The organism is Pseudomonas sp. GW821-FHT10C09 (assembly GCF_059415465.1).
Window position 1 is genome coordinate 94,525 of sequence record NZ_JBWKNG010000012.1, and the last position, 12,445, is coordinate 106,969.

Sequence of the window (12,445 nt, forward strand, 5' to 3'; positions counted from 1 at the left end):
GGGCGTGTAACCCCAAGGCTAAAGAAAACCCCTAGCCCGCCCCCGGTTACCTCTGAGCGCATCGCCGGGCGCAAGCCGGTATAAAACGCCATACTTCGACTTCATCTGTAGTCGACCCCTCTGCCGCCAAGGGCTGCGCGATGTATCTGCCAAAACCGAACGACTTCTACGCCCTGATCGAAGCCATGCCGCTGTGCATCATTCTTCACGATGCGCACAGCAAGGAGATCCTGTGGGCCAACGCCGCCGCCCTGACGGCGCTGGGGTTTACCCTGGAAGAATTGACGCCGCTCAAGGCCCCGGACATGACCAGCGATGCGCCGCAGTACCGGCGCTCGGTCGGCTTGCGTTGGCTGGAAGGCGCGGCGCGCACCGGTCAGCGCGCCATCGAGTGGTGTTATCGCTCCAAGCAAGGCGTGGAAATTCTCTCGGAAGCGGTGGCGACGCTGGTGCACCTGGACGGTCGTGATGTGTTGATGGTGCAGTTCCGCGACATCTCCAAGGAAGACAAGGTCAAGCGCGACCTCAAGCGCTTCGAAAGCCGCCTCAAGGCGTTTATGCAAGATTTGGCCGAGGGCGTTGCGGTGCTCGGGCCGCAGGGCGATATCCGCTTTATCAGTGAGTCCGCCGCGCAACTGCTCAACAGCGAGGATCAGCCGCTGATCGGCGAAAACTTCCTCGACTGGTGCGACGAGACTTCACGCCAGCGCCTGCTGCAACAGTTGTCCTGCGAGCAGCCGGAACATGCACCGTTCAGCGTTCACTACCACTTGCAGCGGCGTGACGGTGAATGGCGCTGGCACCATGCGACGTGCCGCTATATCGAGATCGAGGACGATCTGGTCGGGCATTTGCTGCTGTTCCGCGATGTCACCGAACAGGTGCGCGCCGAGGAAGCCCGGCGGGTCAGCGAGCAGAAACTGGAATACCTGGCGCGCTACAACGCCATGGGCGAGATGGCCGTGGCGATTGCCCATGAGCTGAGTCAGCCGCTGGCCGCCACGCGTAATTTCATTGAAGGCGCGGTGATTCGTCTGGGCAAGGATCAAGGCACCGATCAAGGCGTGGCGTGGGGTTTGCAGAACGCGGTGCGGCAAATCGAGCACGCGTCGGTGATCATCAAGAGCGTGCGCGAATACGTGGTCAAGCTGGAGCAATCCGAAGAGCTGATCGACCTCAATGAGCTGCTGCGCGAGACCCAATACTTCATCAGCCTGCGTGCCGACCCGAGCCGGATCAAGGTCGAGATCGTGACGGGTCCTGAACCGTTGCTGATCAGTTGCGAGAAGGTGTTGATTGGTCAGGTGATCCTGAACCTGGCCTTTAATGCCATTGAAGAAATGAGTGATTTGCCGCCGGAGCGCCGCGTGTTGCGGATTCAGGCGAGCCGTGACGATCAGGTTGCGCTGGTGCGGGTTGAGGATCGCGGACGCGGGATTCAGGCGCTGGAGCAGGACAAGCTGTTCGACGGGTTTTTCTCTTCAAAAGTCAGCGGCAACGGCATCGGCCTGGCGCTGTGCAAAAACATCATCGGCCGCCATCGCGGGGATATCTGGGCGCAAAACCTGGAGCCTTGTGGCGCGGTGTTCACCTTCTCCCTTCCCCTCGCCACTCCCGCCTGACGCCTGTAAAGGCACCCATCGATCTGTTGAACACGACGCGACCCCTGTGGCGAGGGGGCTTGCCCCCGTTCGGCTGCGAAGCAGTCGTAAAAATCTGCGTTCCGGCCGAAATCTTTGGGGTCGCTTCGCAACCCAACGGGGGCAAGCCCCCTCGCCACAAAAAGCCGAAAACCATGGGTTTGTGGGGTGTCAGTGAGACTGGCACAGACACACAACCACTTGGCAGCCACAGCAATTCTCGGCTTTTCCCGGCGAGGCAGAATCGAATTGTAAAAATCTGCCCAAGCACCCGCGATCTGCGTGAATAACAATTCAGGGAGTTCCCCTAATGCGAACCAACAGGATCAACGTACAGTCAGCGCTAGGTCTGAGCCTGCTTGTACTCGGCTTGAACAGCGCCCGTGCGGACCTGCCGGCCGACACCATCGGCCAGACCGTCCTGGCGTTTCCGCCGGAAGTCCATCGTGCGTTTATCGTCGACGTCGAATTCGAAAGCTTCGTGGCGGGCCGCGTCACCGTGGTCGACCCCGACAAAAAACGCGTGCTCGGCATGGTGCCGACCGGTTTTGCCGCGCCTTCGACACTCAGCCGCGACAAGAAAACCCTCTACAGCGCCGACATTTTCTATTCGCGCGGCACCCGCGGCACCCGCACCGATGTGCTGACCGCGTGGGACACCTCGACCCTGGCGCCGGCCTGGGAATTGTTGATCCCGACCAAGCGCGCCGAGTCGTTGACCCAGCGTTTCGGTATCGGTACCAGCGGCGATGACCGCTTCGTCTACGTCTACAACTTCACCCCGTCGACCTCGGTGACCGTGGTCGACACGCAAACCAAAGCCGTCACCGCCGAACTGGCGATTCCGGGTTGCGTGCTCAACTACCCCGTCGGCAACCGCCGCTTCGCCTCGCTGTGCGGCGATGGCAGCTTGCAGGTGATCACGCTGAACGATCAGGGCCTGGAAACCGCGCGCACCCGCACGCCGTTCTTCGACCCGAACGCCGAGAAGCTCAACGAGCGCGCGGTGAACGTCGGCGACACCTACTACTTCACCACCACGACCGGCACGGTTCGCCCGGTGGATTTCTCCGCCGACGCGCCGAAGATCCTGCCGTCGTGGTCGCTGACCACCGACGAGGAAAAGAAAGCCGGTTGGGCACCGGGTGGCTGGCAGCTGATGGCCGTGGCGCCGAAGCTCGACCGTTTGTACGTGTTGATGCACGACGCGCACGAACCGATGAAGTGGGAAGACCCAAGCACGCTGATCTGGGCGTATGACCTCAAGACCCACAAGAAAGTCGCGACCCTGGAAGCGCCGGTACCGGTGTGGAGCATGCAAGCGACGGGCGACGACAAGCCGCTGTTGCTGGGTGCCGACGTCGAAGGCGGTTTGCAGATTTTCGACCTGAAGACCAACAAGCTCACCGGCAGCATGCCGAAAGTCGCAAAAACCGCGACTCAGGTCATGAGCTACTAACCGAGGTTCGGCCATGCACTTCGATCCGATCTTCATCATTGCCAGCGCCCTCACCATTGCGGTGTTGCTGGCCAGTGCCGCGACGCACAAGGTGCGCGCGCCGGCACGTTTTGCCAAACAGTTGGCGGACTACCAACTGTTGCCCCAGGCGCTTGTGCGCCCAGTCGCCCGTGTGATTCCAGCGGTAGAGCTGGTGATTGCATTTGCGCTGCTGGTGCCGGTCAGCCGGTATTGGGCAGCGTTGGCGGCGGCCGGTTTGATTGCGCTGTACGCCGCCGCCATCGGCGTCAACTTGTGGCGTGGTCGCCGCGACATAGACTGCGGCTGCGCCGGCCCGGACCAGGCACAACCGTTGCGCCCGATCCTGTTGCTGCGCAACAGCGTGCTGGTGGGCGTGGCGCTGCTGGCCAGTGTGTCGCCGCTGGCTCGCGACCTGGGTTTTTTCGATGGCTTCGTCACCGTTGCCGCCAGCGCTGTGGCGCTGCTTCTGTACGCCGCAGCCGATGGCTTGCTGGCGAACTCCCCTCTTCTGCTCAAACTGATTGGTAGGTGATCAATGGAAGGCTTAATTGTTTCCAACGTTTTGCTCTGGATTTTGCTCGCGGCCGTGGCGTTTGCCGTCATGGGCCTGGTGCGCCAGATTGGTGTCTTGCACGGTCGCCTGGCCCCGGCCGGCGCACTGATGATGGACAAAGGCGTGGCGGTCAACGAAGCCGCGCCGCAAGTCACCGCCTCCGACCGTAACGGTCGCCCGGTGAACTTCGGTTATGCCGGTGAAAAGAACCAGCTGCTGTTCTTCCTCTCGCCGACCTGCCCGATCTGCAAATCGCTGTTGCCGGCGATCAAATCCATCGCCAAGGAACAGGCTGATCGCCTCGACGTTGTGTTCATCAGTGACGGCGACATGGACGCCCAACAAAAGCTGATCCGCGAACACAAACTCGAAGACGCCACGTATGTGGTCGGCCCGGAAGTCGGCATGACCTATCAGATCGGCAAGCTGCCTTACGCCGCCCTGATCGACAAAACCGGCACCCTGCGCGCCAAAGGCCTGGTCAATTCCCGCGAGCACCTGGACAGCCTGTTCGAAGTCGAGCACCTGAAAAAATCCACGTTGCAGGAATACCTCAACAGCCAGCCGCAACCCCATGGCCACGACCATGACCACAGCCACGGCCATAGCCACTGATTAAGGCAGGGAGACTTTTATGAAACTGCTGGACTTGTTGTTCGAGCGCTCGACCCGTCGAGTCGCCGACACCACCTCGCGCCGCAAATTGCTGTCGCGCATGGGTTCCCTGATGGTCGCGGGCGCTGCACTGCCGCTGCTGTTGCCGCTGGACCGCACCAGCAAGGCGCTGGCGGCCGACAACCCGAAAGCCGGTGACCCGGGTGATCCGAACAGCTGCGACTACTGGCGCTACTGCTCCATCGACGGCTTCCTGTGCAGCTGCTGCGGCGGATCGGTAACGTCCTGCCCACCGGGCACCGAAGCTTCGCAAGTGACCTGGATCGGCACGTGCCGCAACCCGGCCGACGGCAAGGATTACATCATTTCCTATAACGACTGCTGCGGTAAGCAAAGCTGCGCCCAGTGCGCTTGCACCCGTAACGACAGTGAAGAACCGGCCTACCGCCCGTTCAACAACAACGATGTGAACTGGTGCCTGGCCGCCAAATCGCACATCTATCACTGCACCGTTTCGATCATCCGTGGCGTCGCCGTTTAACGCGCATTGCCGCCGGTTGCTCACGCAATCGGCGGCTTTTTTGTGCCCAAACGCGATTCTGTGGCCCACTCCTACAAAAGTGCGGCGGTGGTTTCAGAAAGTGTGTTTACCGTAGAGGTGCTTGTCATGCGTAGGTTGCTATTTCTCGGTCTGGTGTGCGTCATGGCTGCCCCGCTCGCCTATGCCCGGGCCATTCCCGACCCGGCGCAGCGGCATGCGCCGGGCAATGAAGAACTGCAAAAACCCATCGCCCAGGCCGGTTACAGCGTGGGCGTGAACTACCAGTTGCAATGCGCCGGTTGCCATTTGGGCAACGGCATGGGCTCGGCCGCCAATGACACCCCTCGGCTCACCGGGTTTGTCGGCAACTTCCTCAAGGTTCCGGGCGGACGTGAGTTTCTGGTGCGCGTGCCGGGCATGTCGCAATCGGCGCTGAACAACGCGCAACTGGCTGACCTGCTCAACTGGTTGATGCGCGAAGACGGCCTGGCGGGCAAAAGTACGCCGGCGAATTACCAGCCTTACAGCGCTGAAGAAGTCGCGGAACTGCGGCACAAGGCGATGCTGAACCTGCCGGGCACCCGGGCAGAGTTGATCAAGGCCATGCGTGCGCAAGGGATCGCGATTGAAGATGGCATGAATTATTGAATCCGGGTGTCGCAACGACGCCTGACTGGAAATGAGTGTCATTTCAGCCATTTCCAACGCTTTTTTTGCAGCCGGACTTCGTGTCGCCACCAGCCTTCTAGACTCATCGAATCAAGCGAAGCCACCTTCCGTGTGCTTTTCACTACGCTGATGAAAAACAAGGAAAAAATAACTTGAAGGCTTCGGCAATCTGTTTCGCCGGCAGCGTGCTGTTTTCGGTGGGCGCTTCTGCCACCGGGATCATTCCTGTCTTCGACCTGGATTTCACCCGGTCAGCCGATCAAACCCTGAAGAAGCTCAACATCAACGACGCCTGCATTGTCGCGGCGCCAGACCCCGTCGCGTTCACCTATTGCCGGGAAGGCTCGACCACCCTGTGGAAGTATCAGGCTGTTGACCTGGAACAGTCGGCGATCCACGTGGGTGCCCGGCAGCCCAATATGCAGACCGGGCAAATCAGCGTGCTGGAAGTCAACAGCGCGGCGTGCCTGGAGGAAATGCAGTCCGACGCTAAACCGGCCATGGTGTGCAGGGCGATACTCAGCCTGGTTGTGCTGATTCTGCTGATTGGCTTGCGATACACCTACAAGGTCATTCGCCACCACTACGATCAACGCTCGGCGTTATCGGACCCCTTCTGGCAACCACCGCTCGAGCCTGTGCCGCCGGCGCACCATGCCATGGGCAAGGCATTAGGCGCATTTGCAATCGCCGGGTTGCTGGCCCTCGTTTATTGCTGCTGCGCCGTTATCTGACCTCGACTGCCCCGCTGAACCCGCGCACCGCAGGATGAAAATCCGCCTCTCCCAATTTCAAAAACAACGACAACCCGTACCTCTGTGCGACAAGCCTTATCCCTCCACGAAAATTACTTTCGCCTCGTTTGAAAATCACCTTTCGAAATGTTTTAAGAGTTTCACAATCCATTCGACGTGACCCTTTCGAGGAGTACCGCATGACCCTGTCCTTCGGCTATTGGCTGCTGGTGTATGCCGCCATCGCCATCATTGCGCTGATCGTGCTGATCGCCCGTTACCGACTCAATCCCTTCATTGTGATCACCCTGGTGTCCATCGGCCTGGCCTTGCTGGCCGGGATGCCCGCGTCGGGCGTGGTCGGCGCCTATGAGGCCGGGGTCGGTAAAACCCTGGGCCACATCGCGCTGGTCGTGGCGCTGGGTACCATGCTCGGCAAGATGATGGCCGAGTCCGGCGGTGCCGAGCAGGTGGCGCGGACCTTGATCGACCGTTTCGGCGAGAAGAACGCGCACTGGGCGATGGTCTGCATCGCGTTCCTGGTCGGGCTGCCGCTGTTCTTCGAAGTCGGTTTTGTGTTGCTGGTGCCGATTGCCTTTACCGTGGCGCGGCGTGTCGGGGTGTCGATTTTGATGGTCGGTTTGCCGATGGTCGCGGGCTTGTCGGTGGTTCACGCCTTGGTGCCGCCGCACCCGGCGGCGATGCTGGCGGTGCAGGTGTATGGCGCGTCGGTCGGGCAGACGTTGATGTACGCGATTTTGATCGGCATTCCGACGGCAATCATTGCCGGGCCGCTGTACGCCAAGTTCATCGTGCCGCGCATTCAGTTGCCGGCGGAAAACCCGCTGGAGCGCCAGTTCCTCGACCGCGAACCGCGCGATAGCCTGCCGGGCTTCGGCATCACCATGGCGACCATCCTGTTGCCGGTGGTGCTGATGCTGATCGGCGGCTGGGCCAACCTGATTTCCACGCCGGGCAGCGGCTTCAACCAGTTTCTGCTGTTCATCGGCAACTCGGTGATCGCCCTGTTGCTGGCGACCTTGCTGAGCTTCTGGACCCTCGGCATCGCCCAGGGCTTCAGCCGTGAATCGATCCTGAAATTCACCAACGAATGCCTGGCACCCACCGCCAGCATCACCTTGCTGGTCGGCGCCGGCGGCGGTCTGAACCGGATTCTGGTGGACGCTGGCGTCACCGATCAGATCGTCAGCCTGGCCCACGAATTTCATTTGTCGCCGCTGATCATGGGCTGGCTGTTCGCCGCGTTGATGCGCATTGCCACCGGCTCCGCGACGGTGGCGATGACCACGGCGTCGGGGATTGTCGCGCCGGTGGCGATTGGACTGGGTTATCCACACCCGGAATTGCTGGTGTTGGCGACCGGCGCCGGCTCGGTGATTTTTTCCCACGTCAACGACGGCGGCTTCTGGCTGATCAAGGAATACTTCAACATGACCGTGGCCCAGACCTTCAAGACCTGGACCGTGTTGGAGACCATCATTTCCGTGGTCGCTTTCGGCCTGACCGTGGGCCTTTCCTATCTGATTTAACCGCGCGCCATTCGACTCAAAAAACACGTCACCCCGACGGCCTGCTGCTCTGGTCGCTCATCGGGCGCGCCCTTCTGCGCGCCGGTTTCGGGGTGGCGGCGACTCTCCAGAAAATCATAAGAAATCACCAGGAGCACCGTATGTACACACGAGCCGTCCCCACCGCCCTCTTGCTGGCCGCCAGTTCCTTGTGCGCGCAGGCCGCAGACACCGCCGCGCACGGTTTTCTGGAAGACAGCAAAGCCACCCTGTCGATGCGCACCTTGTATTTCAACAGCGACAACCGCGACGGCACCGCGGCGCCTTCGAAAACCGAGGAGACCGCCCAGGGTTTTGTGCTGCGTTATGAGTCGGGGTTTACCCAAGGTCCGGTAGGGTTCGGCCTGGATGCGCAGGCGCTGCTTGGTATCACGCTGGACAGCGGCGACGGCCGCCACGTCGGCAGCGGCATGATCCCCACCGACGGCGACGGTGCAGTGGGTGCCTGGAGCAGCTTCGGCCCGACGGCGAAGATGCGCATCTCCAAGACAGAGTTTCGCTATGGCACCTTGTTGCCCAAGTTGCCGATCCTCATCGCCAACGATGCGCGCCTGTTGCCGCAATCATTCACTGGCGCCCAGATCACTTCGAACGACATCGAAAACCTGACGTTGACCAGCGGCGTGCTTGAGCACGCGGTCGGCCGCGCTTCGACGGACCGGACTGGCCTGTCAGTCCCCGGTGCCACACAGGACAGCAACAAGTTCTACTACGCCGGCGGCGACTACAGCATCACCAAGGATTTGAAAGCGCAGTACTACTTCGCGCAGCTGGAAGAGTTCTACAACCAGAACTTCCTGGGGCTGGTCCACGTCCTGCCGATTGACGGCAAAAGCTCCCTTACCACTGACCTGCGCTACTTCAACACCACGTCGACCGGCGCCAACAGCAGCGCCGCCGGCCGGGCCCGAGGCTACGGCATGTCGGGTTACACCGAGGACAACAACGGCGAGATCGACAACAACACCTGGGCGGCGATGATCACCTACGTGAACGGTGGCCATTCGGTGTCGCTGGGGCATCAACAGGTGAGCGATGGCAGCAACTTCGTCCAGCCCAACCAGGGCAGCCTGGTGGACAAAGGTGCCGGTGGCGGCAGCGTTTACCTGCCCACGGACAAGATGATCCAGAACTTTGCCCGCGCCGGTGAACAGACCAATTTCGGTCAATACACCTATGACTTCGCGCCCTTGGGCGTGCCGGGTTTGAAAGCGACTGTGGCGTACCTCAAAGGCACGGATATCAAGGCCCGCAACGCCAGCGATCAGTCCGAGTGGGAGCGCGACATGACCCTGGACTACGTGCTGCAATCGGGCACGCTCAAGGGGCTCGGGTTCACCGTGCGCAACGCCAAGTCCAACACCGATGCCGGGCGCAACGTCGATCAAAACCGCTTTATCGTCAACTACACGATCTCGCTGCTGTAACTACCGCAATCTGTGGCGAGGGAGCAAGCTCCCTCGCCACAAGTCGGCGTTGACCAGAATTAGAGGGGGCACTGATTTGTAAGCCGTGTGATGGCGAGTGGATATCTGCACGAAGCTGATTATGCTTCAAGTAACCCGGCAGCAATGCCGGCGCCCTGCTTCGTGCAATTTGCAATCCGACGACATCAGCCCCAGGGCCTGGGTGCGGCAATTTTTGAGAGGTACTCCGGCCTAAAACAAGAGCAAGACGGAGAACACTCATGGCCGTAATCGACACTACCACCACGGGCCGCGCGCCCGGACACGGCATCACCAAGGAGGAACGCAAAGTCATTTTCGCGTCGTCCCTGGGTACCGTATTCGAATGGTATGACTTCTACCTTTACGGCTCTCTCGCCGCGATCATCGCCAAGCACTTCTTCGCCGGCGTCAACGAGACCACGGCGTTTATCTTCGCCCTGCTCGCCTTCGCTGCGGGCTTCGCCGTGCGGCCGTTCGGCGCCATCGTGTTCGGCCGGTTGGGCGACATGATCGGGCGCAAGCACACCTTCCTCATCACCATTGTCATCATGGGCATCTCCACCGCCATCGTCGGCTTCCTGCCCGGCTATGCCACCATCGGCGTGGCGGCACCGGTCATCCTGATCACCTTGCGCCTGTTGCAAGGCCTGGCACTGGGCGGCGAATACGGCGGCGCGGCGACGTACGTTGCCGAACATGCACCGCCCGGCAGGCGCGGTTACTTCACCTCGTGGATCCAGACCACGGCGACCCTCGGCCTGTTTCTGTCACTGCTGGTGATTCTCGCCTGCCGCACCCTGCTTGGCACCGAGGCGTTCGAGGCCTGGGGCTGGCGGATTCCATTCCTGCTGTCGATCCTGCTGCTGATTGTCTCGGTGTACATCCGCCTGCAACTGAGCGAATCACCGGTGTTCAAGAAAATGAAGGAAGAAGGCAAGGCGTCGAAGGCGCCGCTGACCGAATCCTTCGCCCGTTGGGGCAACCTGAAAATCGTCATCATGGCGTTGCTCGGCGGGACTGCCGGCCAGGCCGTGGTCTGGTACACCGGGCAGTTCTATGCGCTGTTTTTCCTGCTGCAAACCCTGAAGATCGACCCGCAAACCGCCAACCTGTTGATTGCCGGTTCGCTGCTGATCGGCACGCCGTTTTTCGTGATATTCGGCAGCCTGTCCGACCGCATCGGTCGCAAGGGCATCATCATGGCTGGCTGCATCCTGGCGGCGCTGACCTACTTCCCGATCTTCCACGCGTTGACCCAGTACGGTAACCCCGACGTGTTCGTTGCGCAGGAGAAAAACCCGGTCACGGTGATCGCCGATCAGAGCCAGTGCTCGTTCCAGTTCGACCCGGTGGGCAAGGCCAAATTCACCAGTTCCTGCGACCTCGCCAAGAGCCTGCTGGCGAAGCGTGCCATCCCCTACAAAAACGAGAAGGCGGAACCGGGCACCGTCGCGCAGGTGCGCATCGGCGACAAAGTGGTCCAGAGTTTCGAGGGTACCAGCCTGCCGGCCGCCGACTTCAAGACCCGCAACGACGCCTTCACCGCCACCCTCGCCACTGCCCTGAAGGAGGCCGGTTACCCCGAGAAGGCTGACCCGGCGAAGACCAATTACCCGATGGTGTTGTTGCTGCTGACCATCCTCGTGATCTACGTGACCATGGTCTACGGGCCTATCGCCGCGTGGCTGGTGGAACTGTTCCCGGCGCGCATCCGCTACACCTCGATGTCGCTGCCGTACCACATCGGCAACGGCTGGTTCGGCGGGTTCCTGCCGACGGTGGCCTTCGCCATGGTCGCGGCCACCGGGGATATCTATTACGGGTTGTGGTATCCGATCGTGATCGCGGTGATGACGGCGATTCTGGGCACGTTCTTCCTGCCGGAAACCAAGGACCGCGAGCTCCATCACACCTGAGATGAGCAGCCGCCCTCTCCTGCCGGGGAGAGGGCGCGGCTGTTTTATTTGACCAGTCGGGTTTCCTTGGACGGCCGGTAGCCGAAATACGAGCTGTAGCACTTGCTGAAATGGCTCGGCGAGACAAAACCGCACGCCACCAGCACGTCCACCTGGGACAACTCGGTGTGCTGCAAAAGCCGACGCGCCTCGGTGATGCGCAGTTCCATGTAATAACGCTGCGGCGTGGTGCCCAGTTGTTCCTTGAACAGGCGCTCCAGTTGTCGACGTGATCGGCCGGCGTACACCGCCAGCTGTTCCAGTTCCAACGGCTCTTCGAGGTTGGCGTCCATCAGCTTGACCACCTCGCGCAACGGCGCGCTGACGCAGATGTTTTCCGCCGGTTTGATGCGCCGGTAGCGCGACTCTTCAAACGCCAGAATGTCCTCGATGCCCTCGACCAGGGCTTTGTCGTGCAGCCCCTTGATCCAGTCCAGCGCCATGTGGAAAGCCCCCGCAGGGCTCGACGCCGTGAGTCGGTCGCGGTCAATCACATAGGGTTCGCTGGTGACCTGCGCCGCTTTGGACACCTCCGCCAGTGCCGGTCGATGTTCGGGGTGAATGGCGCAACGGTAACCGTCCAGCAGGCCGGCGCTGCCGAGGAACCAGGCGCCATTCCACAGCCCGGCGAGGGTGACGCCACGCTCTGCTGCGGCTCTGAGCAAGTGGACGAAGTCGTCGGCGACCTTCAGCTCCGTGCGGTAGCCGCCACACACCACCAGCAGGTCCAGTTGCTGAATCGCTGCGGCATCGAAACGCGCGTCAGGCCGGATCACCAGGCCCAGGTCACTGACCACCTCGCCGTCATGCAAGCCAAACGTTCGCGAGGCGAACAGGCCGGGCCGCAGCAGATTCGCGGTGACGATCGTGTCCAGCGCCTGGGTGAACGCCGGCAGCGAGAAGTGTTCGAGCAGCAAAAAGCCTGTGCGCGTCATCGGCACAGGCTTGTCCGCAGGTTCGTTTAAGTAGCGGAGGTTTTTACCCTTCATGCCGCCGCTGAATTGCCGTCGTTCGATCAATGTCCGACTCACTCGTTTACGTTAACTACAGAAATCAAAACCAGCGGACTCATTATGCGACAGATCAGGCCCGCTGGAAGACGGCCAACGCCAGGTTGTTGATTGTGGATTAACCTTGGACAACGAACCATTTAGGCACGCAGCCAAAAGAATCTGGCAGGATTTCACAAGAAGCCGTCCATTGGCTGTAGCAAAGTGTGCT

At 61.0% G+C, this 12,445-nt stretch carries 11 protein-coding genes; 10 read left to right on the plus strand and 1 reads right to left on the minus strand.

Annotated features, from left to right (window positions below):
• Window positions 1–140: 140 nt before the first annotated feature.
• The 10 genes from AC07N8_RS14375 (at window position 141) to AC07N8_RS14420 (ending at window position 11,185) form a co-directional block, all read left to right on the plus strand.
• Window positions 141–1,622: an ATP-binding protein gene (locus AC07N8_RS14375; RefSeq protein ID WP_483842614.1), complete on the plus strand. Its 1,482-nt coding sequence runs from the start codon at window positions 141–143 to the stop codon at window positions 1,620–1,622.
• 328 nt (window positions 1,623–1,950) lie between these two features.
• A complete protein-coding gene (locus AC07N8_RS14380; RefSeq protein WP_483842613.1) occupies window positions 1,951–3,099 on the plus strand; it encodes an amine dehydrogenase large subunit in 1,149 nt (382 codons plus the stop codon).
• Window positions 3,100–3,112: 13 nt separating this feature from the next.
• Window positions 3,113–3,652, plus strand: coding sequence for a MauE/DoxX family redox-associated membrane protein (locus tag AC07N8_RS14385; protein ID WP_493144189.1), 540 nt, complete (start codon window positions 3,113–3,115; stop codon window positions 3,650–3,652).
• A gap of 3 nt (window positions 3,653–3,655) precedes the next feature.
• The gene (gene mauD, locus AC07N8_RS14390) at window positions 3,656–4,288 is read left to right on the plus strand and encodes a methylamine dehydrogenase accessory protein MauD (RefSeq protein ID WP_493144191.1); all 633 of its coding nucleotides are present in this window, start codon (window positions 3,656–3,658) and stop codon (window positions 4,286–4,288) included.
• A gap of 19 nt (window positions 4,289–4,307) precedes the next feature.
• Window positions 4,308–4,829: a methylamine dehydrogenase light chain gene (locus AC07N8_RS14395; protein ID WP_218436500.1), complete on the plus strand. Its 522-nt coding sequence runs from the start codon at window positions 4,308–4,310 to the stop codon at window positions 4,827–4,829.
• Window positions 4,830–4,955: 126 nt separating this feature from the next.
• A complete protein-coding gene (locus AC07N8_RS14400; protein WP_493144193.1) occupies window positions 4,956–5,477 on the plus strand; it encodes a cytochrome C in 522 nt (173 codons plus the stop codon).
• A 173-nt stretch (window positions 5,478–5,650) separates the two neighbouring features.
• Entirely contained in the window at window positions 5,651–6,232 is a 582-nt protein-coding gene (locus tag AC07N8_RS14405) for a hypothetical protein (protein WP_483842609.1), read from the plus strand.
• Window positions 6,233–6,432: 200 nt separating this feature from the next.
• Window positions 6,433–7,782 (plus strand): GntT/GntP/DsdX family permease, encoded by a 1,350-nt coding sequence (locus tag AC07N8_RS14410; RefSeq protein ID WP_027925460.1) that lies wholly within the window; start codon window positions 6,433–6,435, stop codon window positions 7,780–7,782.
• 140 nt (window positions 7,783–7,922) lie between these two features.
• Window positions 7,923–9,248, plus strand: a complete 1,326-nt coding sequence (locus tag AC07N8_RS14415) for an OprD family porin (protein WP_483843428.1) — start codon at window positions 7,923–7,925, stop codon at window positions 9,246–9,248.
• Window positions 9,249–9,508: 260 nt separating this feature from the next.
• A complete protein-coding gene (locus AC07N8_RS14420; RefSeq protein ID WP_493144196.1) occupies window positions 9,509–11,185 on the plus strand; it encodes an MFS transporter in 1,677 nt (558 codons plus the stop codon).
• Window positions 11,186–11,229: 44 nt separating this feature from the next.
• Here the strand turns inward: AC07N8_RS14420 and AC07N8_RS14425 are convergent, their stop codons facing one another.
• Window positions 11,230–12,243, minus strand: a complete 1,014-nt coding sequence (locus tag AC07N8_RS14425) for a GlxA family transcriptional regulator (protein ID WP_483843505.1) — start codon at window positions 12,241–12,243, stop codon at window positions 11,230–11,232.
• Window positions 12,244–12,445 lie beyond the last annotated feature (202 nt).

Bases quoted from the DNA above. Each gene is read 5' to 3' on its own strand.
- AC07N8_RS14375 (WP_483842614.1), top strand. From the start codon at position 141: ATGTATCTGCCAAAACCGAACGACTTCTACGCCCTGATCGAAGCCATG.
- AC07N8_RS14380 (WP_483842613.1), top strand. From the start codon at position 1,951: ATGCGAACCAACAGGATCAACGTACAGTCAGCGCTAGGTCTGAGCCTG.
- AC07N8_RS14385 (WP_493144189.1), top strand. From the start codon at position 3,113: ATGCACTTCGATCCGATCTTCATCATTGCCAGCGCCCTCACCATTGCG.
- mauD (WP_493144191.1), top strand. From the start codon at position 3,656: ATGGAAGGCTTAATTGTTTCCAACGTTTTGCTCTGGATTTTGCTCGCG.
- AC07N8_RS14395 (WP_218436500.1), top strand. From the start codon at position 4,308: ATGAAACTGCTGGACTTGTTGTTCGAGCGCTCGACCCGTCGAGTCGCC.
- AC07N8_RS14400 (WP_493144193.1), top strand. From the start codon at position 4,956: ATGCGTAGGTTGCTATTTCTCGGTCTGGTGTGCGTCATGGCTGCCCCG.
- AC07N8_RS14410 (WP_027925460.1), top strand. From the start codon at position 6,433: ATGACCCTGTCCTTCGGCTATTGGCTGCTGGTGTATGCCGCCATCGCC.
- AC07N8_RS14415 (WP_483843428.1), top strand. From the start codon at position 7,923: ATGTACACACGAGCCGTCCCCACCGCCCTCTTGCTGGCCGCCAGTTCC.
- AC07N8_RS14420 (WP_493144196.1), top strand. From the start codon at position 9,509: ATGGCCGTAATCGACACTACCACCACGGGCCGCGCGCCCGGACACGGC.